We start from the raw sequence: 23,242 nt of genomic DNA, 5'->3' as shown, positions 1-23,242 counted from the left end.
TCAGCTCAATGAGGGAAGTAGGACCAGTCCTGCCAGTCGATGCCGCTCACAGACACCGCCTGCAGGCGGTGTCGCCAGCTCGCGACCTGTTTTTCCAGCTGAAGTCGGGAAGCATCCTTCCAGCTCTCTTGTGCAGAGAGCTGCGGCTCCACGCTTTGTGCCAGACGAAACCTGAGCCCGGGCCAGCGCCGGGCAATGCCCTCCGCCAGTTGAGCGCTGCGGTCCGGGTTACGGGTGTAGATCATGAGACTGACTTGGCTAACGCCTCGCTGCTGCAGACGACAGGGGACGCAGTACTCACCGGCAGCAGGCTGGGCAAACCAGCGGTGGTGGCTAGACAATTCCAGCGGCCATGGGCTGACCTGCATCACCGCTTCGAGCGTGTCCATCCAGTCGCGCAGACGGGCCGGTGGCACTGGCCAGCCGAGCTGCTCGACCTCCAGATCCAGATGCAGCGCATCGAAGGGCAGTGACGCCAGCGTTTTCAGCAGTTCAATGAGATCCTGGCGCGGGCCTGGCAGAAGCCATTGCGGTTCGCCGAGCAGAAGCGTTACCTCCAGCCCGCGCGCCCGCGCATCTCGCAGGGTGTCGGAAAGCTGGCCGCGCAGTCGCATCGGCTCAGCTACCTGGGCCGCACTAAGCCCTAGATGAACCCGTCGCATGCCTGCCGCGTGCAAGGCCTGCAGTGCTTCGGCGCGGGTTTGCGGGTCGAGCAGGCGTCGGCTGTCCCAGACATACACGCCCTGTCGCCAGCCACCCTCCTGCACTGCAGACGACCGGCTCGCGGCCTCGCCAAGCCCCGGCCAGTCTGCCTGCGATGGCCCCAGCAAGGCGGACGCCGCGGCAGTTTCCTCGACGAACAAGCGCAGTGCCGCCTCGCGCAGCCATAGGCTGTGCCAGGCAGCGATCAGCCGCAAACCGGAATAGCCATGCTCGAGTTCTGCGGTTATCGCGCCGAGCAACGCCTGGTCGATCTCACCTTCACGGCGCAGACGCTGCTCGTGTAGCGCCAGCGCAGACGCCTCCAGTTGTTGGCGTGCCAGGGGTAACTCATCGGCCGCCAGCCGTTGTGTGCGCAGTGCCTGCGCCAGCCCCTGGACCATCTGCTCACGCTCAGCCTCCAACTGAGCCAGTGCCGACTGCTTCCGGGCTTCGCCTTCATCGCCACGCGCCCGGCCATAGCCCAGCGGATCGAAGGGTGTCGACAAATTGATGCTGGCAACCAGCCCATCGCCCGGCTTGCTGCTGCCGCTGCGGTCCTCGTAGCTCTGCGCCACGCTGAAGCTCGAATCAACCCCTGCGTACCACGGCGACTTACGATTCTGCTCGGCCCGCCGTACTTGTTCGCGCCGCTGTTGTAAACGCGGGTGCGCCTCAAGGGCCTGCAGCCAGGTGCCGACAGGCTGCGCAGAGAGCGCGAGCGCCTCGGCACGAGCCTGTTGCTGCAGCTCGATCGGCCGACCGGACAGCGCCTGCAGGCTGAAGCGGGTTTCATCCAGTACCAGCTGGTTTCCAGCGCATCTTTGCTGCAGCCCTTGCCAACGAGCGTCCAGCAGACGCGCCTCGGAGGCCAGCAGCCAGCCGCCGCGCACGCGCTCGGCCAAGCGGAGGCGGGCCTGCTCGGCACTGCCGGCAAGCGACCGGCACCATTGCTGCTCCTGTTGCGCCCGCCACCAATCGGCATAAGCACTGCGGAGCGCTAATCGCTGTTCGAGACGATACAGTTCGCGACGTGCCTGCTGTTGCAAGCGTTCGGATTCCACGTTGCGCACGGCGTCGAGCTGGCGGTGCAGGCTGCCCAACAGAGGGTGGCGCAGCCCCAGGGCCAGATTGCGGCCGTAGTAATCGTCACGCAGGTCATCGGTTACGAGCTCACGGTAGTGCCCCGCCCCTGCCGACGCGAACCATTGCCAACCCGCCTCGGCTTCACGCTGCTGCTGCTGCGCCTTGAGCGCTACCAGCTCTGCATCCACGGCACGTACCGACGAGCTGGCCGCAGCGTCGTCAAGCAGCGTAGACAGCGGCAACACGTCGGCCCGGGCGACGACCGCCAGACAGAGCAGCAGTAAACATGCACATGGCCTAAGCATCAGAACCTCTTCGCCTTGCGCAGCACCCACCAGGGTGCCATGGCAGTTTCTTCGTGCCCGCGCCGCAGCATCTCGTTGAGGATGGCGACCGCGCTCCAGCAACGCATGACGAACATGAACAGCGGAAACAGCGGCACCGCCCAGCACAGCCACAGATCCTTCATCGGCCGCTCGGACACCATTGCCAGCAGAACGACGTAGGCCAGCAACGTATTGGCCAGGTAAACCAGGTAGACCAGTAGCGCGAGCACCAGAAAGGTCGAAAAACTCAGCGTGTAGAGGCCCACCAGGAAGTAGCCGAAGATGATGAAAGGCAGCACCAGCTGGAAGAAGAAGCCACTCACCAGCACCACGATGAAGTTCCGCCAGCCGAGCAATCTTGGCGTGAAGCTGTGGCGGTGCTTGCGTACGTAAAGGAAGAACAGGTCGCCATCCCAGCGCAGGCGCTGCATGAGGAACTGGCGGAAGGTCGCTGGCGCGTCGGTATGCCCGATTGCGCAGGGCTCGAATGGAATGCGCAACGGCTCGCGGCCGAAGTAGTTTTTGATTCGCAGCGTGAGGTCGAGGTCTTCAGCAGTGTGCGTATCCCAGCCTCCTATTTTTTCCAGAAAGCTGCGCCGGAAGGCCCCAAACGCGCCGGAGACGTTGTTCACCACGTTCCACTCGCTAAGCCCGATTTTCGCCATCTGAATCGACAGCAGGTATTCCAGCGCCTGCATCGCGGTGGTGAGCGATGCACGCGTGTTGCGCACCCGCAGGCTGCCCGCCACGGCTGGCACCTGCGGATCCTGGAAGTGCCGCACCACGTTGACCACCATGTCGTTGTCGAAGGAGGTATCGCCGTCCAGCGCCATGACGATCTCACCGGTGCTGTATTCGAGCCCTGCATTGAGCGAGGACACCCGTCCCCCGCGCTGCCACTTGGCGATCGGTCGCAGAAATCGGTGCGGATACAACCGTGCGTTAACGCGGAAGTCGCGTACGGCCTGCATCGTTGAGTGGTTGACCGCCGCGCCGTCGATCACCGGAATCATCTCGATTTCGCCGCGGTAGGTCTGTTCGCACAGACTGAGCAGCGTGGTTTGTACGTCGCGGCCCTCGCTGTAACAGGTGATGATGCAGGAGACACGGGGCCGATAGCTGTTGCCCTCCGGCAGCTCGAATGGCTTGCGCACGAACCAGCGCAATACGCCAAGCAAAATGACCAGGTTGAGCGGCACCTCCAACAACAGGAACGCCGGAAACAGCATTACCAGCAGATAGCCCAACCCGTCGGGTTTATCGATTTCCCCGAGAATGCCCAGCCATTGCAGCCAGAAGGCGTCCATGTCAGCCCAACTCCCCGTTGAGTCGGGCCAGCAGCAAGGCGGCGTCCTCATGTTCAAGCAGATCGGCCGGAGCCGTGAAGCCCGCTTGACGCAGCTGCAGCCGACCGATTTGCCCACTGGCCAGCTGTTCGGCGCCCTGCGCGAGCCGCTTACGCACCACCGCCAGGCCCTCCGCCTCGGTGTGCGGCATCATGATCCAGAGGATTTCTTCGCTAACCCGGCAGCAGCGATCGGTGTCGCGTACGGCTTCCTGAAGCCGCTCCACCAGGCTATCCACCAATGCGTGACCACGCAGTTCGCCGAGCTCGTTGATGGTCGCTGCCAGGTTGACGAAACGTAGCCCCAGCAAGGAAAAGCCAGGTTTCTTGTAGCGTCGAACCATCTGCAACTGCCAGTTGAGCAGCTCGTGGAAGGTTTTCTGTGTCAGCAAGTTGAGCTGGCCAAACTGGTCGGTCTCGATGGCGCTGGCACTGTAGCCCTGACGGCAACGTAAGCGACCGGCCTCGGCCAGGCGATAGTTGCGCACCTCGCGGACCCTTAGCTTGTCGGGAGCATGGCCGTGCCCACAATCCAGGCAGCGCGCCTCTACTTCGGCATCGACGAAAAACGCATGGCAACTGCGGCAGCGGTAGTTCTCCAGCGGCCTGTCGTAATCACTGCCGATATGGCGCAAACGACTGAGACAGTTCGGACACAGCAGCAGGCCATCCTTGAGAAAATGCTCCTGAGGCCCGACATGGCCGCAGGTGAAGCAATGCAACGAGGGCTGCCGTGCAATCTCCAGTGTCTGGCATTCCGGGCAGACGTCGACGTAGTTCAGGCGCCCCGAACCGCAGCTGACACACAGTCGAACACGGTCGAGCAGCTCGGCTTCTTCAAGCCATCCCTGCTGCGTCATCAACTGCAGCCAGGCGAACACATTGGGCGTCTCGTCATCTTCCAGCGCTTCGAGCAGCGGATAACGGTAGTGCTGGGCAACACTCGCATCACGCACCGCCAGCACGCCGCCGTGAGGCCGTAGCCAGAGCCAGGCCAGCACCCGCGCCTCGAAGCGCTCCGGCGCACTGCCGCGATTGAACAAACCGAAGCGCTCGCACCATAGCCGCCACAGCGGTACCACGGCGCTGAGATCCGGCGGCGGCGCGCCATCGCCCAAAGCGGTGCACCAGGAGTCCAGGTCTTGGCAGCAATAGATCAGGCTGAATCGATAGCGCTTGTCCATCCGCAGGCTGCGCAGCGCCTCGCCGGCTCGGGCGCCCGGAAGATCAAGCAGAACCACGTCATAGGTGGCCTCTCCCTGGAACGAAAGGAGGTCGGCGTGCCGCTCGACGTCAACGCCGGACAACGGCAACGATGAAACACCTAGAACGCCAACACGCGGCATTGATGACGGCATGATGTTCGACAGCCCAATGACGATATTGAATTGCCATCATTGTAGTTTGTTTCTGGGGCTGCTCGCCGGTCTTTGTCAGTGAAGACTGGATTTATTCCACCCGACTAACACCGCATGCCTTCACGGCAGTATCTGCTCGCTGGGAACGAAGTACTGCTGCTGCAAGGCACGCACCGCCTCAACCGCGCCAGCAGCAACCAGGCCATTTTCCAGAGCCAGAACCTGATAGATGCCACGCCGCAGATGCAGTCGATCCAGCTGGCCCGAACCTGCACCCGTACCGGCTGTGCCGAGAAAACGTACCCACGAGGTGAGCACGATCCAGGCGTTGAGTGCTAACGCGTCGATCTCCATTTCGTCAGCCAGCAATATGCCGGCCGTGGCGAAGCCCTGGTAAATCGTCTGGGCGTGCTGCAGACAGCGAGTGGCGAACGCCTGATAACGCACCGCGAACTCGGGGTCGGCATCCAGCAAGCCTTCCAGATCACGATGCAAAAACCGGTAGTCCCACATCGCATCGAGTAAGGCTTCGAGGTAAAGCGCCTTGTCCTGGACTTGCACCTCCCGCGCCGGCGGCAATCGCAGGAACTGGTCGACACGCGCCTCGTACTGTCCGAACAGCTCGGCGACGATCGCCTGCTTGTTGGCGAAGTGGTAGTAGAGGTTGCCCGGCGAGATGCCGAGGTGAGCGGCGATGTGGTTGGTCGTGACGTTGCGCTCGCCCTGAGCATTGAACAGCGCCAGGCTGGCTTCGATGATGCGGTCACGGGTCTTGGTTCGGGGTGCCATGGGGCGGCGGGTTCTCGGCGGCGAAGCGAAGGAAGCAACGGTACACGCCAGCTGGCAGGCAAGCACGTCTCGTTGACACTTTAGAGTATTTACTCTAGAAATCCTCCAGCACATCACCGCCAGGAGTCCACATGTCTGCCGACACACCACAAGCGCTCGCCGCTCTGGAGTACGTGTTCGCAAGCCAGCGCGTAGCGTTCAATGCCGCGCCGATGCCGCTGGAGGAAGACCGCCTGCGCTGGCTGGACGCCCTGCGCGATGTGCTCGCCAGCAACCAGCCGGCGCTGATCGAGGCGATCGCGGCGGATTTTGGTCATCGTTCGGCCGACGAGACGCTGCTGGCGGAAATCATGCCCAGCCTGCATGGCATCCGGTACGCCTGCCGTTACCTGCGCCGCTGGATGAAACCCTCACGCCGACGTGTCGGTCTGGCCTTCCAGCCGGCCAGCGCAAGGGTGATCTATCAGCCGCTGGGTGTGGTCGGCATCATCGTGCCGTGGAACTACCCGCTCTACCTGGCCATCGGACCGCTGATCGGCGCACTGGCGGCAGGCAATCGGGTGATGCTGAAGATGAGCGAGTCGACGCCCGCTACCGGCCAGCTGCTCAAGACGCTGCTGGCACAGATATTCCCCGACAACCAGGTGGCGGTAGTGCTGGGTGACGTAGAAGTGGGGCGCGCCTTTGCCCGGCTGCCGTTCGATCACCTGCTGTTCACCGGCGCGACCCCGATCGGCCGCGATGTGATGCGCGCAGCCGCTGAGAACCTCACGCCGGTGACCCTCGAACTCGGCGGCAAGTCGCCAGCCATCGTCTCGTCCGGCGTGCCACTCGCCGATGCGGCCGAACGCATTGCCTTCGGCAAATGCATGAATGCCGGGCAAACCTGCGTTGCACCGGACTACGTACTGGTTCCGCATGACCGCATCGATGGCTTCGTTTCAGCCTACCGCGACGCCGTGCAGCGCCTGTATCCGACGCTTAGCGATAATCCCGACTACACCGCGATCATCAATGCCCGTCAGCTGGCGCGACTGCAAGACTATCTGGACGATGCCGAGGCCAAAGGCGCGAGAATCCTGCCGCTATTCGCCCAGGCGCAGCAGCGGCGCATGCCGCACTGCCTGTTGCTGGAGGTGAACGAGCAGATGCGGGTGATGCAGGAGGAGGTCTTCGGCCCACTGTTGCCGATCGTGCCCTACGGCGATCTGGATGAAGCGCTGGCCTACGTCAACGCACGGCCGCGACCGCTGGCGCTGTACTACTTCGGCTACGACCGCGGCGAACAGCAACGGGTGCTGGAACAGACCCACTCCGGCGGCGTTTGCCTGAATGACACCCTGTTGCACGTCGCCCAGGACGATCTGCCGTTCGGCGGCATCGGCCCCTCCGGCATGGGGCAGTACCACGGCCACGAGGGCTTCCTCACCTTCAGCAAGGCCAAGGGCGTGTTCGTCAAACAGCGCTTCAACGCCGCCCGGCTGATCTACCCACCCTATGGCAAGTGGTGGCAGAGGCTGATCTACGCTCTGTTCATACGCTGAAGCGGACCGCGATGAGCGAGCCCTCGATGCACCGCCGCCAACTGCTCAAGATCGGCCTGCTCGGCGGCGCGCTGTTGGCAGGTGGCGGCCTACTCAGCCGAACACTGAGTGCCGCTGCCGACGGCCCGGCAAATGGCTTCGTCATGCTGCGCGACAGCGATTTGCCGCTGCTGACCCGCCTGACGCCGCTGCTGTTGACCGGGTCGGTATCCGCTGATGCCATGCCGCAAGCCGTACAGGCCACTCTGATCAGCCTTGACCAGGGCCTGCGACACCTTTCGCCAGCCTTGGCAGAACAGGTGCAACAGCTGTTCGACGTGCTCAGCCTGCCGTTGACCCGTGGTCCTTTGACCGGCATCTGGGGCAACTGGGATGCGGCGTCCGATGACGAACTGCAGGCCTTCCTGCTGCGCTGGCAAAACAGTTCGCTGACCCTGCTGCGCCAGGGCCACGCCTCGTTGCTACAGATGATCCTCATGGCCTGGTACGCCAGCCCCGCCTCTTGGGCGCACTGCGGTTATCCCGGACCGCCCAAGGTCTGACCAAAGGAGGCCTGCGTGCCCGTTGCCGATCTATTTGCCGAAGGCCTCGCCCGCGGTTGGACCACCCACAACGGCTCACGAATGGAGCGCGACCTGACGCTGGAAGCCGACATTGCGATCGTCGGTAGCGGTGCAGGCGGCGCCACCAGCGCGGAAGTGCTGAGCGCAGCAGGCTTCAAGGTGCTGCTCATCGAGGAAGGCCCGCTGTGCACCAGCAGCGACTTCGACATGCAGGAAGCCCGCGCCTACCGCTCGCTCTATCAGGAAGCCATCGGCCGTACGAGCAAGGACGGCGCCATCACCATCCTGCAGGGCCGTGCCGTTGGCGGTACCACGCTGGTGAACTGGACCTCGAGCTTTCGCACACCGCCGCAAACGCTGCAGCACTGGGCCAGCGACCATGGCGTCAGCGGGCTTTCGGTCGAGGCGCTGCAACCCTGGTTCGAGCGCATGGAGCAGCGCCTCGGCATAGCGCCCTGGGCCGTACCGCCGAATGCCAACAATGCGGTGCTGCAACGCGGCTGCGAAAGCCTTGGCCAGCACTGGGCAGTAATCCCGCGCAATGTGCGCGGCTGCTGGAACCTCGGCTACTGCGGCATGGGCTGCCCGACCAACGCCAAGCAGTCGATGCTGGTCACGAGCATTCCGGCGATGCTGGAAAACGGCGGCGAGCTGCTCTACCTCGCCCGCGCCGAGCGCTTGCAGGTCCGCGGCGAGCAGGTCGTCGGCCTGGATTGCCTGGGCATGGACGAACGCTGCGTGGCACCGACCGGGCACCGCATCCGCGTCGTCGCCAAGCATTACATTCTCGCCGGCGGCGGCATCAACACGCCGGCACTGCTGCTGCGTTCGAACGCCGCGGACCCGCACCAGCGCGTCGGCAAGCGCAGCTTCCTGCACCTGACGAACTTCTCCGCGGCGCAGTTCGACGAGCGCATCGACGCCTTCCAGGGCGCACCGCAATCGATCTATTCCGACCACTTCCAGTGGCGCGACGGCGTTGCCGGCCCAGCCGGTTACAAGCTTGAAGTGCCACCTGTCCATCCGGCGCTCGCTGCGACACTGTTCGGCGGCTTCGGCCCGGAGAATGCACAGCGCATGGCCGCGCTGCCGCATACCCACGCGATGATCGCGCTGCAACGCGACGGCTTTCATCCGGACAGCGCCGAGGGCACTGTCGAGTTGCGCAGCGACGGTAGCCCGGTGCTCGACTACCGCGTGACCGATTACGCCTGGGACGGCATCCGCCGGGCCTTTCTCAGCATGGCGGAGATCCAGTTCGCTGCCGGTGCCCACGCCGTGTTGCCATTGCATGCCGACGCCCGCTACGTGAGCACACCGCGCGCCGCCCGCGAGCTGATCGAGAGCCTAGACCTCGCGCCTTACCGCACCCGCCTTGGCAGCGCCCATGTAATGGGCGGCTGTGCCATGGGCGACGACCCACGCCGAGCGGTCACCGACAGCCTCGGACGGCACCATCAGCTGGCCAACCTGTCGATACATGACGGCTCGCTGTTCCCGACCAGCATCGGCGCCAACCCTCAGCTCTCGATCTACGCGTTGTGCGCGAAACTGGCGACGGAACTGGGCGATCGCCTACAGAAGTCCTGAGATTACCTGCCATTCACGACAGATCGCTGCATGGTATTCAGGCTTTACGCTGTCGACACCGAGCCGCTACCATCCACCCCCCCACGCATGCGTCAGGACGCCGCGATGAATCGAGTGTTGTATCCGGGAACCTTCGATCCCATCACCATGGGCCACGCCGATCTAGTGGAACGCGCCTCGCGCCTGTTCGACGAGGTCATCATCGCCGTGGCGGCCAACCCCAAGAAGAACCCACTGTTCCCGCTCGAGCAACGTGTGGCGCTGGCTCAAGAAGTCACCAAGCACCTGCCGAACGTGAAGGTCATGGGCTTTTCCACGCTGCTGGCGCACTTCGTCAAGGAGCAGCAGGCCAACATCCTGTTGCGCGGGCTGCGCGCCGTGTCGGACTTCGAATATGAATTCCAGCTGGCCAACATGAACCGTCAGTTGGCGCCCGATGTGGAAAGTCTGTTCCTCACGCCGTCGGAAAAGTTCTCCTACATTTCTTCGACGCTGGTTCGCGAAATCGCCTCGCTCAAGGGTGACGTATCCAAATTCGTCCACCCGGCGGTGATGAGCGCGCTGCACGAGCGCTTCGGCCAGAACTGAAGATGCCCGCCGGGCTGCGTCGTGTGCACGCAGGCCGGCGATGCGGCACAATTGCCCGGTCGTAATATTGCTGTGCCGTGGTTCGAGCCACGGCAGGAGTTCGCTGGATGTCCCTGATAATCACCGATGACTGCATCAACTGCGATGTGTGCGAGCCGGAGTGCCCAAACAGCGCCATTTCCCAGGGCGAGGAAATCTACGTCATCGACCCTAACCTCTGCACCGAATGCGTCGGCCACTACGACGAGCCGCAGTGCCAGCAGGTCTGCCCGGTGGACTGCATCCCGCTCGACGAAACCAACGTCGAGAGCAAGGACGAACTGATGCAGAAGTACATGATCATCACCGGCAAGGCCTGATGATCCTGCGGCGACCGACCCGACGGATAACCCTGCTCAAGGGCCTCCAGGGTTGTCTCGCCGCCCTCCTGCTGCTGGCCTTCGCAGCTCAGGGCAACCCCCTCGCAAACGGCGCCGTCGCCACTGCCCACCCACTGGCCAGCGAAGTCGGCCGGCGCATTCTCGAAGCCGGTGGCAATGCGTTCGACGCTACCGTTGCGGTCAGCGCCGCCCTGGCCGTGGTCGAGCCCTATGGGTCCGGGCTCGGCGGCGGCGGTTTCTTTCTGCTGCGCGAGGCAGGCGATCCCGCCCGCCACAGTTTCCTCGATGCCCGCGAGCGAGCGCCTGGCGCCGCCACAGCCGACATGTACCTGCGCGATGGCAAGGCCCAGCGCGAACTGTCGCTCAATGGTCCGCTCGCCGCGGCGATTCCCGGCACGCCGGCAGCGCTGGTGGATCTTGCTGAAAAGCGTGGCCGCCTGCCCTTGGAAACGACCCTGGCACCTGCCATCGCCCTGGCGCGCGATGGCTTTGCGGTGGATGCCGTGTATCGCCAGCGTGCCGGCTGGCGCCTCGCTGCGTTGCGCGACGATGCCGAAAGCGCACGCCTGTTTCTCGATGACGGCGAACTCCCGACTGAAGGCCTCCTGCTACGTCAGCCAGAGCTCGCCGAGACCCTCGAGCGCCTCGCCAGCCAGGGCCGTGACGGTTTCTATCGCGGCGAAGTGGCCGAGCGGCTGGTACAGGGCGTGCGTGCCGCTGGCGGCATCTGGACACTGCAGGATCTGGCCGACTACCGCACCGTCGAGCGCAAGCCGCTGCGCTTCGCCCTCGCCGATGGCCGCGAGCTGATCGGCGCGCCGCCGCCCTCGGCCGGCGGCATGATCCTCGCGCAGAGCCTGGGCATTCTAGAACGCCTGTCCTGGCGTGATGCCGAACCGCTGCAGCGCAGTCATCTGGTGGTCGAGGCGCTGCGCCGCGCCTATCGCGACCGTGGCCTGCTAGGTGATCCGGATTTCGTCGCGTCACCGTTTGCCCATTTGCTTTCCGAGCGCTACCTCGACCAGCTCGCCGGCTCGATCGAACCGGACCGGGCCACACCCAGCAGTGCGCTGCCGCCGGCGCCGCGCTGGCGTGAGGGCGAACACACCACGCACTTTGCCGTGATTGATGCCGAGGGCAATGCAGTAGCCGCGACGCTGTCGCTGAACATGATGTTCGGAGCCGCCTTCACCGTGCCCGGCACCGGCGTGCTGCTCAACGACGAAATGGACGACTTCGCCGCTGACATCGAGGGCAGCAATGCCTACGGGCTGGCTGGCAGCAGCGCCAATGCAATCTCCGGCGGTAAGCGCCCGCTGTCGAGCATGAGCCCGACCTTCATCGAAAGCGCTGACGAGTTCGCCGCCTTTGGCACTCCCGGCGGCAGCCGCATCCCGAGCATGGTGCTGCTCTCGGCATTGTCTTATCTGGATGGCGAACCCGTGCAGGCCTGGCCGGCAACGCCGCGTTATCACCACCAGTACCTGCCTGACGTGCTGCAGTACGAGGCCGATGCGTTCACGCCGGCGCAGCTCGATGCCCTGCGCGAGCGCGGCCACCAGCCCAGGTTGATCGAACGCGATTACGGCAACCAGCAGGTGCTCTATTGGCACAAGCCGAGCGGCACGGTCGAGGCGGCCAGCGACCCACGCGGCATCGGCCAGGCACTGATGGTGCCGGCACGCCGCGAGCCGGCTACAGCTGCAGAATGACCGGGCCGTCGTCCTCGGCGAGCTGACGCAGCTGCCGCGTCAGCTCATGGCCTTCACCGAGCAGCAAAGCGTTGCGCAGGCTCTGGATGATACGGCTGGCGTAGCCCAGGTCATTCATCAGCGAGCTGCTCTGCAGCCCGTCCAGCTTGTGGCCGCGGATCGACTCGAACAAGCGGCGACGGAACTCGGCATCGAATTGCGCGGCGCGCTCGTCCAGCCAGTTCAGCCGCTCACGCCATAGCTCATCGGGTAACTCGGAGTGGTTCAGCGCGCGAATTTCCCGCAACGATTCCAGCAGATTACGCCGCAGCTCGACATAGGCCTGGCGTGCAGCGGAATCGTCGGTGCGCAGATAGTGGCCGAGGTTCTTCTGCAGGTGCTTGGCATCCTTGACCGCATCCACCAGCTGTAGCGCCGCGACCTGGCAGTTGAGCCAGAACGCCTGATGGCTTTCATCCATCGGCAGCTCCAGCCGGCCCATGAAGGTCAGCAGGTCGGAATACACGCCCTTGATATGGCGCTGGTAGAGGCTCTCGGCATCCAGTGCCTGAGCTTCGGGTTTCGCGTTTATCAAGGCTTCGTCGATCTTGCCCTGTTGGCGCAGTTGCTCGACCGGCAGGTAGGTCGCATGGCAGATCACTTCCAGGCTCAGGCGGGCCAGATGTTGCAGTTCCTGCGCCACCGCACTGGCGGCGGCGTCTGCCGAATCCAGGGCACGATCATTGAGATAACGCGCATGAGTCAGGCCCTCGCGCCGGGCCGGCGTCAGCTCAGTGATCAGCACCGCCGGCTCGACCCGCTCCGGCAGCACGCGCAACAACAAATTCGCCAGCTGTGCTTGCCACGGCCAGAACAGCAGCACCCCGATGCCGTTGAACAGCGTGTGGAACAGGGCCAGCTGAATCAGGCGATTGTCCTCCAGGCCCAACGGGGTCATCAGCCACTGCACCAGCCACGCCAGCGGCACCAGCAGCGCGATGGCGAGCATGGCAGTGGTCACGTTGAACAGCACGTGCGCCAGTGCCAGCCGCTGACCACTGCGGTTGCCGCCGAGCGACCCGACGAACGCGGTGGTGACGCTGGTGCCCACGTTGGCGCCGATTGCGGTTGCCAGCGCCTGCACCAGATCCAGTTGCCCGGCCGCCAGCGCGGTGAGTGTGAGCATCAGCGTGGCATGGCTGGACTGCAGCACTACGGTGGCAAGCAGGCCGATCGCCACGAACAGCAATTGCCCGGCCAAGCCACCGGCATGGTATTGCGATAGATCCATGCCGCCGAAGCTGGAGAACCCCGTCTTGATCTGATCGATACCGAGAAAAATGAACGCGATGCCCAGCACGATGCGTCCGGCTGCCTTGCCCTTCTCGCCGGTAAAACTCGCCAACACCCCGAATACCAGCAAGGGCAAGGCGAGCGGGCTGAGACTGACGTTCTGCCCAGCCAGGGCCAGCAACCAGATACCCGTCGTGGAACCCAGATTGGCTCCGAACAAAATCGCGATGCCGCCAGCGAGCTTGATCAGGCCGGTACTGATGAAGGCAATGGTAAGCAACGAAACGAGTGTGCTGGATTGCAGCAGCATGGTGCCGCTCATGCCGAACAGCATGCCTTTGAGCGGCGTTGCAGTGCTACGTGCCAGGAGCTGCTCGAGCTTGCTGCCGGCCAGCTGACGTAGCCCTTCCTCAAGGCATTGCATACCAAACAGGAAAAGGGCGAGTCCGGCGCAAAGCTCGAGCCAGCCATCGCTGGTCCAGAACGACCAGGAGAGCATCAGCACGCCCGCGACGGGCAGGAGAATCTTGAAGAAACGGCTGTTCAAGGGCGAGGCTTCGCGGCTCGGAATGGGAGGCGAAGCCTACTGCAGCAGCACCGCGACCGATAGGCTCATGCCTGACGAGTCGCGGTGTGGATGATGTCGATCAATTCTGGGCGCCGTAGCCAGTGGTGGTGCAGCCCAGGCAACGTACGAAGGCAGCCTTGCCGGGCTCGACCACCAACGCCTTGCCAGCTTCGCCGACGTTGCCACCAAGGGCCGTGAACGGCAGGCTGACGACGAATACGCCGGCGCCGATTGCTGTTGCAGCGATCAGCAATGGGCGAGCAATGACCAGATCGCCCACCATGGAGAAGGCCTTGGGCGCCTCGACGGTGTACATCGGATCGCCACTGACATTCTGCGGGACCGATTCCGCATGTGCCGGCAGCGCCAGCAGGCCAGTGGTCAGTGCCAAGACAGCAGCGGTAGAGCGGAACAGATTCATGGTGTGGTCCTTCAGATGTGCAAAACGCGGCAGTTTTTAGTTGTGACGGCCACTATAGCAGTGGCCGAGGCAAGCTGAGCGTGAACGCCGTCAATGCCCGCGCAGTTACGCCAAGGGCTCAACGCTGGCAACGAGCGCAATACACGCTGGCGCGCTGGCCGAGACGAATCTCGCGCAGGGTCGAACCACAGCTCTTGCAGAACTCGCCGGCCCGTCCGTAGACGAACAACTCCTGCTGGAAGTAACCGGGCTTGCCATCGCCGCCGACGAAGTCGCGCAATGTGGTGCCGCCGCGCTCGATGGCCATCGCCAGTATCCGGCGGATCTCCTCACCCAGCTTCAGATAACGCGCCCGCGAGATGCTGCCGGCCGGCCGGCGCGGGTCGATACCGGCAGAGAACATCGCCTCGCTCGCATAGATATTGCCGACCCCCACCACCACTGCGTTGTCCATGATGAATGGCTTGACCGCCAGGCTCCGCCCGCGAGACAGCCGATACAAACGGTCGCCGTCGAAGTCTTCGCCCAACGGTTCGGGCCCGAGGCTGGCCAGCAGTACGTGGGCGAGCGGCTCGTTGCTCCAGAGCATGGCACCGAAACGGCGCGGATCGGTGTAGCGCAGCGCCTGGCCGGACTCCAGCAGGATATCGACGTGATCGTGCTTGGCCACCGGCTGCGCCGCATCCACCAGACGCAGGCTGCCGGACATGCCGAGATGGACGATAAGCGTGCCCGTTTCGGCCTTGATCAGCAGGTACTTGGCGCGGCGTTCGACGGCCTCGATGCGCTGGCCCGACAGGCGTACATCGAGGTCTTCGGGAATCGGCCAGCGCAGGCGCCGGTCGCGTACCAGCACTTGGCTGACGCGCTGGCCGACGACGTGCGGCTCGATGCCACGGCGGGTAGTTTCGACTTCGGGAAGTTCGGGCATGGCAGACGTATTGGATGCAGCGAAGGGATGCCGACCTTAGCAGGCCGGTGCCGGGGCGTCAGCCCACGCCCAATTCGCGGATGCTTTCCTTGAGGCAGACGAAATCGTATTCCGATAGCCCGACGTATTCGAGTACCGACTGCGACACGCTTTCCCACTCGTGATCATCCGGCTGACCGCCGAGCACGCGATGGCAGGCGCAGATGTGTTCGGCCATCTTGAGGATCGCCAGCAGCGTCTTGATCGGCGCATCGCGCCCCGAATCGTCGGAGAACAGCGAGAGTGCATTGTGGTGATTGGCGATGGCATCGCACAGGTGCAATGGCAGGTTCCACGACTTGGCGGTGAAATAGCCGACCACGGCATGGTTGGTGCTGAGCAAGCGGTTCTCGATATCGACGATGCGCTGCTCTTCCCCGGCGCTGGCGTAGGCCTCTTCCAGCACACTCATGTAACCGGGAAAGCGCTTGAGCATCAGCGGGATGCCGCAGTTATGGAACAGCCCCAGGGTGTAGGCCTCGTCCGGCGACTGATAGCCGATGCGCTTGGCCAGGGTCAGGCAGGTCATGGCGACGTCCTGCGCACTGTCCCAGAAGCGACTGAGGGTGACGATGGTCTCGTCGCTCATTTCGCCCTTGATCGACTGGGCATTGATCAGGTTGATCACCGAGTTGCAGCCCAGCAGATTCACCGCCTGCTGAATGGAGGCGATGCGATTGGCGAGACCGAATTTCGGCGAATTCACCAACTTCAGCAGTGCTCCAGACAGGCCCGGGTCCTGGCTGATCAGCCGAGCGATGGCTTTCAGATCGGGCACCGGCATGACCTGTTCCATCTGCAGGTCAACCATGATCTGCGGTTGCGGGGGCACGCTGATGCCTTGCAGCACCCGGCGAATCTGTTCGGCGGAGAGTTCAACGGCCATGAGGAGGGGTCGCTCGACGAGAGGGCAAAGTGCCATCGGCACTAAAGGGCGAACTTTGGCTGAGATGTGGGTCCCATTTCAAGTGACTCGCATTCCGCGAGGCGACCAACTAGACAGACGGAGGCATGCTCATGAGCCAATCCCTCAATGGCAAGCGCGTGGCAATCCTGGTGACTGACGGCTTCGAGCAGGTCGAGCTGACCGGCCCGAAGGAAGCACTGGAGAAAGCCGGAGCGACCGCCGAGATCGTTTCGGCCAAGAATGGCGAAGTGACCGGCTGGAATCACACCACACCGGCCAGCAAGTTCCATGTCGACAAGACCTTCGAGAGTATCCGCATGGAGGACTACGACGCCGTGCTGCTACCCGGCGGGGTGGTCAACTCCGACACCATCCGCACCGATGAGATGGCGCAGGAATTGGTCAGGAACGCCGCGCGCGCCAACAAGACCATCGCCGTCATCTGTCACGGCGGCTGGCTGCTGGCCTCGGCCGGGCTGGTCAAAGGCAAGCGCATGACCAGCTGGCCCTCGCTCACCGATGACCTGAAAAACGCCGGCGCCGATTGGGTCGACGAAGAGGTGGTGGTGGATGGCCAACTGATCAGCAGCCGCAAGCCGGATGACATCCCGGCATTCAGCCAGGCGCTGATTAGCGCCCTGTCCGCCTGATCGGGCGGATGCGGCAGGCGCTGCGAGGAATTTCCGGCGTGCCGGCGCGCGTGGCCTGCCGCTCGTTTAGAATGCCCGTCTTTTTCCCGGAGCCCTGCCGATGACCCTGCCCAGCCTGCGCCTCAAAGCCAACGCCGATCGCCGCCTGCGCGCCGGCCACCTGTGGGTCTACAGCAACGAAATCGACACCGCGGCCACGCCGCTGACCGGATTCGTTGCTGGGGACCAGGCCGTGCTCGAGGCCGCCGGCGGCAAGCCGCTGGGTATCGTCGGGGTATCGCCGAACAACCTGATCTGCGCACGCCTTCTGTCGCGCGATCTCAAGCACAGCCTGGATAAATCGCTGCTGGTGCATCGCATCCAGGTCGCCCTGAGCCTACGCGAGCGCCTGTTCGAGCAGCCGTGCTACCGCCTGGTCTACGGTGACTCCGACCTGCTGCCGGGACTGGTCGTCGACCGCTTCTTCGACATCCTCGTCGTGCAGCTCGCTTCAGCCACCATGGAGCGCAACAAGGACGCCGTGCTCGAAGCTCTGGTGCAGGTGCTCAAGCCCCGCGGCGTACTGTGGAAGAACGATTCCAGTGCGCGCGACGCCGAAGGCCTGGAGCGCTACGTAGACACGGCATTCGGCGTAGTGCCGGAATGGGTGGCGCTGGAAGAAAACGGCGTGAAATTCGAGGCGCCGGTCATGCAGGGCCAGAAGACCGGCTGGTTCTACGATCACCGCATGAACCGTGCGCGCCTGGCGCCCTACGTCAAAGGCAAGCGCGTGCTCGACCTGTTCAGCTACATCGGCGGCTGGGGCGTGCAGGCCGCGGCATTTGGCGCCAGCGAAGTGTTTTGCGTCGATGCCTCGGCGTTCGCGCTGGATGGCGTCGAGCGCAACGCAGCGCTCAATGGCGTGGCCGAGAAGATGACGTGCGTCGAGGGCGATGCGTTCGAGGCGATGAAAGAGCTGAAAAACGCGGAAGAGCGCTTCGACGTGGTCATCACCGATCCGCCAGCCTTCATCAAGCGCAAGAAGGACCTGAAGAACGGCGAAGCTGCCTACCGTCGCCTCAACGAGGCGGCCATGCGTCTGCTCAACAAGGACGGCATCCTGGTCAGCGCCAGCTGCTCGATGCACCTGGAGGAAGACAACCTGCAGAACATCCTGCTCGGCAGCGCACGCCATCTGGATCGCAACATCCAGCTGCTCGAGCGCGGCGGCCAGGGCCCGGATCACCCAGTGCATCCGGCGATCCCGGAGACGCGCTACATCAAAAGCCTGACCTGCCGGATCCTGCCCAACAGCTGATCAGAGCGGCAGCGGATGCCGGTAACAGCATTCAAGCCGCTTGTTTATCGAAATCCGCAGTGTGACAAGACAAGGCGGCAGGCCCACCTGCCGCCTTGTCATCAAGCGCTGATAGGCGCCCGTCCTGCTTTACTCGATACCCTTGCGCTGCACGCTCCAAAGCACGCTGCTGCACAAGCGGCAGAGACGGCCATAGAAGGTGCCGCGCGCACTTTCGTCGTCCATCAGGTGATAGCGGAACCACGCTGTCGTCGGCCCACGGTATTCGCCGCCGTTGCCAACCGGCTCGAAGTGACTGACATAGCGCCGCTCGCCCCAGAAGATCGGCACGTTCACCCGGCTGTAGACCGGCTGAGCGTTCAGATAGGGAATGGCGATCGTGTCGCCGCCGCCGGACATGAGGAACATCGGCCCACGCTGGTTGCGCTGCGATGCCGGGTTGTGGCCGAGCCCGATCGTATAAGGCTGGATCGGTGCAGTGACCCGTACGCGATCGTCCTGCCCAGCCATGATCGACCCACCGCCACCCTGGGAATGGCCCGACGTAGCAACCCGCCCGGTGTTCAGCACGCCAACGTAGGTACCGTAAGTGCGGTTGCTTTCCTGCACCAGATAATCCAGACAGGCCAGCATTTCCCGCCCGGTCCCGGCGTTGGAGGTTTCTGCCGCGGCCACCACGAAGCCGTGGCTGGCCCAATGGGTCAGCAGCCTGGAATAGGTTGTCGGCCCGGTGCCAGTGCCGTTACCCCAGAGGATGACCGGGTGTCTGACACCGTTCTGGCCGAGCGTGCGCGGCCGGTAGACGCGGCAACTCGGGCCTTCGCTCTGACTGGTAACGGCGTAAGGACCGGAACTGTCGAAGCTCGACACGGAGGGGAACGGCGTACCGGTCGTATCCGGCAAGGGGGCTGCGACGGCGGAGGCGGACAACGCCACCACAGCGGCGGCGCCCAGGTATCCAAGCGTGATTCTATGCATCTGCATTCCTCGTTCTTATCGTTGGTATAAGGACGCCCCGCCACGCAAGTGCTGCCCGTTACCGCGCACAACGGACAATTGGTGGTGAGGCGACCGCTCATTGGTCAGCAGCACAGGCGAAAAGGTGCGGCCACCAGCGAAACGGTCGAGGTTGGACTTTAGCGAGCGAGTATCTACCCGCCAGTCGAGCGGACCGGCGGTTGACGCACAATGAGCTGTCTTGAATATGGGCCTCGTAGCCCGCCGGAGCGGCGCAAGCCAGCAACGCCGAGGGTTAGCGCGAGACCGCCAATCGTCCCGCCTGGCCCGAGCCGAGGAAGGCGCGTAGAATCGGTGATATCTCGCCATTCACCTCACGGCGGACCCTGAGCCCAGGCCCTACGAGCGGCTACCCCGCCTCGACCCGGCCCCTTCCGAACGCACGGTTCACCCTCCGTTGCATCCGGCACAGGCGTTGCTCACCATACGCATACCTTTGATTACCTGATCAGCCGCAGGAACCGTCATGCCCGATTACCGTTCGAAAACCTCCACGCACGGCCGCAACATGGCCGGTGCCCGCGCGCTGTGGCGCGCCACCGGCATGAAGGACGAAGACTTCAAGAAGCCGATCATCGCCATCGCCAACTCCTTCACCCAGTTCGTGCCCGGTCACGTACACCTGAAGGACCTCGGCCAGCTGGTCGCCCGCGAGATCGAGAGGCACGGCGGCGTCGCCAAGGAATTCAACACAATCGCGGTCGATGACGGCATCGCCATGGGCCACGACGGCATGCTCTATTCGCTGCCATCGCGCGAGATCATCGCCGACTCGGTGGAGTACATGGTCAACGCGCATTGTGCCGACGCCATCGTCTGCATCTCCAACTGCGACAAGATAACCCCCGGCATGCTGATGGCCGCTCTGCGCCTGAACATTCCGGTGGTGTTCGTCTCCGGTGGCCCGATGGAAGCCGGCAAGACCAAGCTGGCCAGCCATGGCCTGGATCTGGTTGACGCCATGGTCATCGCTGCCGATGAAAGCGCCTCCGACGAGAAGGTCGCCGAATACGAGCGCAGCGCCTGCCCGACCTGCGGCAGCTGCTCCGGCATGTTCACCGCCAACTCGATGAACTGCCTGGCCGAAGCGTTGGGCCTGGCCCTGCCCGGCAACGGATCGACCCTGGCGACCCACAGCGACCGCGAGCAGCTGTTCCTGCGCGCCGGCCGTACCGTCGTCGAGCTGTGTCAGCGCTACTACGGCGAGGGCGACGAGTCGGTGCTGCCGCGCAACATCGCCAGCCGCCGTGCGTTCGAGAACGCCATGACCCTGGACATCGCCATGGGCGGCTCGACCAACACCATCCTGCACCTGCTGGCCGCCGCCCAGGAGGCCGAGATTGATTTCGACCTGCGCGCCATCGACGCGCTGTCGCGCAAGGTGCCGCAGCTGTGCAAGGTTGCGCCGAACATTCAGAAGTACCACATGGAAGACGTGCACCGCGCCGGCGGCATCTTCTCCATCCTCGGCGAACTGGCCCGTGGCGGCCTGCTGCACACCGACGTGCCGACCGTGCATAGCCGGACGCTGGCTGAAGGCATTGCCCAGTGGGACATCACCCAGACCCAGGACGAGGCGGTCCATACCTTCTTCAAGGCTGGCCCAGCCGGCATCCCGACGCAGACTGCATTCAGCCAGTCGACCCGTTGGGACAGCCTGGATGACGATCGCGAGAACGGCTGTATCCGCAGCGTCGAGCACGCCTATTCCCAGGAAGGCGGCCTGGCGGTGCTCTACGGCAACATCGCCCTTGATGGCTGCGTGGTGAAGACCGCCGGCGTCGACGAATCGATCCACGTCTTCGAAGGCAACGCAAAGATCTTCGAAAGCCAGGACAGCGCCGTGAAAGGCATCCTCAACGACGAAGTGAAGGCTGGCGACATCGTCATCATTCGCTACGAAGGCCCGAAAGGCGGCCCGGGCATGCAGGAAATGCTCTACCCGACCTCGTACCTGAAGTCCAAAGGCTTGGGCAAGGACTGCGCCCTGCTCACCGACGGCCGCTTCTCCGGCGGCACCTCGGGCCTGTCCATCGGCCATGCCTCGCCGGAAGCGGCTGCGGGCGGCGCCATCGGTCTGGTACAAGACGGCGACAAGGTGCTGATCGACATCCCCAACCGCAGCATCCAGCTGCAGGTCAGCGATGAAGAGCTGTCCCACCGCCGCATCGAGCAGGACAAGAAAGGCTGGAAGCCCGCTCAGCCGCGCACCCGCAAGGTGTCCACGGCGCTCAAGGCCTACGCCCTGCTCGCCACCAGCGCCGACAAGGGCGCGGTGCGCAACAAGGCGATGCTGGACGGCTAATCGTCAGGCGTGCTCGCTGTAAATGAAAAGCCCGACCTTCGCGTCGGGCTTTTTCATGCTCATCAGGCTATTCGGTAATCGCCGGCTCCAGCCGTATGCCGTCGATTTCCAGCGCTTTGAAGCGCGGCGCTACCACCTGCAAAGCGCCACGTTCGATCTGCTGCTTGAGCGTCTCGCCGTCGAGCGTTTGCTGATCGGTCGTGCGCAGGTGGCCGATCCATCGCCAGCCACCGGTCGCGCCACGCCCCAGCACCGTTACGACCCGCGGCCGCGCACCGCGCAACAAGAGCACCTCGGGCTGGTGATCTTCATCCAGGTCGACGGCAAACAGGGCGCAATCTCCGTCACAGCCCTGCGACGCAATGGCCTGCGCCAGTGCACCGTCAGCATCCTCAACAGGCTCACCGATCCACGGCACGGGAGCGGAATTGGCCATCTCGTGTTCATGCCGCCAATTCCAATAGTTTTCGGCCCGGTCTAGCCGTTGCAGGTCTGCCTGCAGTTGCTCCCTTCGTGCGGCTTGGACAGCAGGCCCGGCAAGGCGCTGCCGCAGTTTTTCCAGGTAGTCTCGGCCGGGCTCGCCCAGCTGAAAGCGCAATGCGCCGAGATCAGTGCGCTCTGCCGGCACCTGCTCGTCGAGCAGGCGCTGGTACTGGTTGGCCGCGCTGAGTTGCAGCGGGCTCAGCGGCGGAAAATACATGAGCAGCAACAGCGACACCGAAACCAGCGCCAGCACGGGGTTGCTCTGGCGCAACCCGGCCAGCCAGCCATTGCCGGGTCGCGCGACGGCAACCATCAACGCCAACGCATGGAGCAAGGCAACCAGCGTCGCTCCGGCCGCCACGACGCGGTCCGGCGTGAGCCCGTACTGGCCGATCCGCAACCAGAGTGCGTAGACCGCAAGGCCTGCCAGCAGCGGCAGACACAATGAGCTGGCATCGACCAGCACGCGCAGCCCACGTGGGTAATGCACCGCTTGCCTGCCATCCTGAACCACACCGTTCAGCAGTGCGACATGGGCAAATACCATGGCCAACAGGATCGGTGTCGCGTGGCGTGTTTCCCACAACGGCTGCAAGCCGGTAAATGGCAAGCACACCACGAACAGCAGCAGGATCAGCACCGTCAGCGGTAGCAGGAACCGACACATGGCTTGCAGCACATTTCGCAGCGCATCGACCACCTGGCCGCGCTCAAGTCCGATCCACAGGCCGATGGCGACGACCGCCGCACTGGCAACCCAGATGAAACCCGAAGACTCGAAGAGCGTTGCGAAGATGCCGATCCCGACCAGCTTGAACAAGCCGGCCCAGAGCCAGATCAGCAGCCAGAACGCCGCCAGCATGAGCAGTGCCATGAACAGCAGCAGGCCGTTGTTGATGGCGTGCCGGTACAAGGCGGCGTAGTCGACACGCCAGCGATGGCCTGCATCCCGCGCCTGGATGAAGGGTGTCAGCACATAGGCTAGAACGAGGTTGCCCCAGAGCAGCAGGGTGCCGACGGATTCACCCAGGTAATACCAACGCGGCTGGTCGAACTGCAGTGCAAGGCCGCCAGCAAGCACCGCAGGAAGCAGCGCGGCGGGCAGCACCAGGCGCCAGCGCCCAGCCTCGCGCAGACCACCCCACAGAAGCTGCAACTGCCAACCGCCAATCACGCTGAAGGCCAGCAGTGCCGAGCACAGCACACGCCAGCCAGCCGCGTGCGGCCACGCCTCACTGGCCGCCCAAAGGACCAAACCCTGCAGCAACCCGACCGCCAGGTAGACCTTCAGTGGGCGGGCTTCGCCTGTCTGTTCCATGCATATTCCTTTTGCAGCAATCGGGGCCGTCCGGATCACGGCGAGCCGCAGTGT

At 64.0% G+C, this 23,242-nt stretch carries 19 protein-coding genes; 9 read left to right on the top strand and 10 right to left on the bottom strand.

Annotation, left to right across the window (positions count from 1 at the left end; genetic code table 11):
- Window positions 1-5: 5 nt before the first annotated feature.
- The 4 genes from SM130_RS01180 to SM130_RS01165 all read right to left on the bottom strand — a co-directional run bounded on the left by SM130_RS01180 (window position 6) and on the right by SM130_RS01165 (window position 5,603).
- Complete coding sequence (locus SM130_RS01180) at window positions 6-2,090, bottom strand: TolC family protein (protein WP_102824612.1); 2,085 nt, start codon at window positions 2,088-2,090, stop codon at window positions 6-8.
- Complete coding sequence (locus SM130_RS01175; protein ID WP_102824016.1) at window positions 2,090-3,418, bottom strand: glycosyltransferase family 2 protein; 1,329 nt, start codon at window positions 3,416-3,418, stop codon at window positions 2,090-2,092. The genes SM130_RS01180 and SM130_RS01175 overlap by 1 nt, the downstream gene beginning before the upstream one ends.
- 1 nt (window position 3,419) lies before the next feature.
- Window positions 3,420-4,802 (bottom strand): diguanylate cyclase domain-containing protein, encoded by a 1,383-nt coding sequence (locus tag SM130_RS01170; protein WP_102824015.1) that lies wholly within the window; start codon window positions 4,800-4,802, stop codon window positions 3,420-3,422.
- Window positions 4,803-4,934: 132 nt separating this feature from the next.
- Window positions 4,935-5,603 (bottom strand): TetR/AcrR family transcriptional regulator, encoded by a 669-nt coding sequence (locus SM130_RS01165; RefSeq protein WP_102824014.1) that lies wholly within the window; start codon window positions 5,601-5,603, stop codon window positions 4,935-4,937.
- Between the two features lie 131 nt (window positions 5,604-5,734).
- On the opposite strand from SM130_RS01165, the gene SM130_RS01160 reads away from it, so the two are divergent.
- The 6 genes from SM130_RS01160 to ggt all read left to right on the top strand — a co-directional run bounded on the left by SM130_RS01160 (window position 5,735) and on the right by ggt (window position 11,980).
- A complete protein-coding gene (locus SM130_RS01160) occupies window positions 5,735-7,147 on the top strand; it encodes a coniferyl aldehyde dehydrogenase (protein ID WP_102824013.1) in 1,413 nt (470 codons plus the stop codon).
- Between the two features lie 11 nt (window positions 7,148-7,158).
- On the top strand, window positions 7,159-7,689 hold the full coding sequence (locus SM130_RS01155) for a twin-arginine translocation pathway signal protein (RefSeq protein WP_102824012.1): 531 nt from the start codon (window positions 7,159-7,161) through the stop codon (window positions 7,687-7,689).
- 15 nt (window positions 7,690-7,704) lie between these two features.
- Entirely contained in the window at window positions 7,705-9,300 is a 1,596-nt protein-coding gene (locus SM130_RS01150; RefSeq protein WP_102824011.1) for a GMC family oxidoreductase, read from the top strand.
- Between the two features lie 105 nt (window positions 9,301-9,405).
- Complete coding sequence (gene coaD, locus SM130_RS01145) at window positions 9,406-9,888, top strand: pantetheine-phosphate adenylyltransferase (protein ID WP_102824010.1); 483 nt, start codon at window positions 9,406-9,408, stop codon at window positions 9,886-9,888.
- Between the two features lie 107 nt (window positions 9,889-9,995).
- Window positions 9,996-10,247 carry a YfhL family 4Fe-4S dicluster ferredoxin gene (locus SM130_RS01140; RefSeq protein WP_102824009.1) on the top strand — a complete coding sequence of 84 codons (252 nt, stop codon included), beginning with the start codon at window positions 9,996-9,998 and terminating at the stop codon, window positions 10,245-10,247.
- Window positions 10,247-11,980: a gamma-glutamyltransferase gene (gene ggt / locus SM130_RS01135; protein WP_102824008.1), complete on the top strand. Its 1,734-nt coding sequence runs from the start codon at window positions 10,247-10,249 to the stop codon at window positions 11,978-11,980. The genes SM130_RS01140 and ggt overlap by 1 nt, the downstream gene beginning before the upstream one ends.
- Here the strand turns inward: ggt and SM130_RS01130 are convergent.
- From SM130_RS01130 to SM130_RS01115, 4 genes are all read right to left on the bottom strand, one after another.
- Window positions 11,964-13,751: a Na/Pi cotransporter family protein gene (locus SM130_RS01130; RefSeq protein WP_423835157.1), complete on the bottom strand. Its 1,788-nt coding sequence runs from the start codon at window positions 13,749-13,751 to the stop codon at window positions 11,964-11,966. The two genes, ggt and SM130_RS01130, sit on opposite strands and share 17 nt — an antisense overlap.
- 148 nt (window positions 13,752-13,899) lie before the next feature.
- Window positions 13,900-14,241, bottom strand: coding sequence for a multidrug transporter (locus SM130_RS01125; protein ID WP_102824006.1), 342 nt, complete (start codon window positions 14,239-14,241; stop codon window positions 13,900-13,902).
- A gap of 118 nt (window positions 14,242-14,359) precedes the next feature.
- Window positions 14,360-15,172: a bifunctional DNA-formamidopyrimidine glycosylase/DNA-(apurinic or apyrimidinic site) lyase gene (mutM, locus tag SM130_RS01120; protein ID WP_102824005.1), complete on the bottom strand. Its 813-nt coding sequence runs from the start codon at window positions 15,170-15,172 to the stop codon at window positions 14,360-14,362.
- Window positions 15,173-15,230: 58 nt separating this feature from the next.
- Window positions 15,231-16,097, bottom strand: a complete 867-nt coding sequence (locus SM130_RS01115) for an HDOD domain-containing protein (protein ID WP_102824004.1) — start codon at window positions 16,095-16,097, stop codon at window positions 15,231-15,233.
- 131 nt (window positions 16,098-16,228) lie between these two features.
- Here SM130_RS01115 and SM130_RS01110 point away from each other — a divergent pair, with 131 nt between their 5' ends.
- A complete protein-coding gene (locus SM130_RS01110) occupies window positions 16,229-16,768 on the top strand; it encodes a type 1 glutamine amidotransferase domain-containing protein (protein ID WP_102824003.1) in 540 nt (179 codons plus the stop codon).
- Window positions 16,769-16,868: 100 nt separating this feature from the next.
- Window positions 16,869-18,065 carry a class I SAM-dependent rRNA methyltransferase gene (locus SM130_RS01105; protein WP_102824002.1) on the top strand — a complete coding sequence of 399 codons (1,197 nt, stop codon included), beginning with the start codon at window positions 16,869-16,871 and terminating at the stop codon, window positions 18,063-18,065.
- 129 nt (window positions 18,066-18,194) lie between these two features.
- Here the strand turns inward: SM130_RS01105 and SM130_RS01100 are convergent, their stop codons facing one another.
- Window positions 18,195-19,043: an alpha/beta hydrolase gene (locus SM130_RS01100; RefSeq protein WP_102824611.1), complete on the bottom strand. Its 849-nt coding sequence runs from the start codon at window positions 19,041-19,043 to the stop codon at window positions 18,195-18,197.
- A 505-nt stretch (window positions 19,044-19,548) separates the two neighbouring features.
- On the opposite strand from SM130_RS01100, the gene ilvD reads away from it, so the two are divergent.
- Window positions 19,549-21,387 carry a dihydroxy-acid dehydratase gene (gene ilvD, locus SM130_RS01095; RefSeq protein ID WP_102824001.1) on the top strand — a complete coding sequence of 613 codons (1,839 nt, stop codon included), beginning with the start codon at window positions 19,549-19,551 and terminating at the stop codon, window positions 21,385-21,387.
- Window positions 21,388-21,454: 67 nt separating this feature from the next.
- On the opposite strand, the gene SM130_RS01090 is transcribed toward ilvD, so the two are convergent.
- A complete protein-coding gene (locus tag SM130_RS01090) occupies window positions 21,455-23,188 on the bottom strand; it encodes a DUF4153 domain-containing protein (RefSeq protein WP_102824000.1) in 1,734 nt (577 codons plus the stop codon).
- Between the last annotated feature and the right edge of the window lie 54 nt (window positions 23,189-23,242).

Origin of the sequence: Stutzerimonas stutzeri (assembly GCF_038561965.1) — a bacterium.
GTDB classification, from domain to species: domain Bacteria; phylum Pseudomonadota; class Gammaproteobacteria; order Pseudomonadales; family Pseudomonadaceae; genus Stutzerimonas; species Stutzerimonas stutzeri_AA.
Note: the sequence above shows the minus strand (reverse complement) of the source record. Positions and strands in the feature narration are given on the sequence as shown.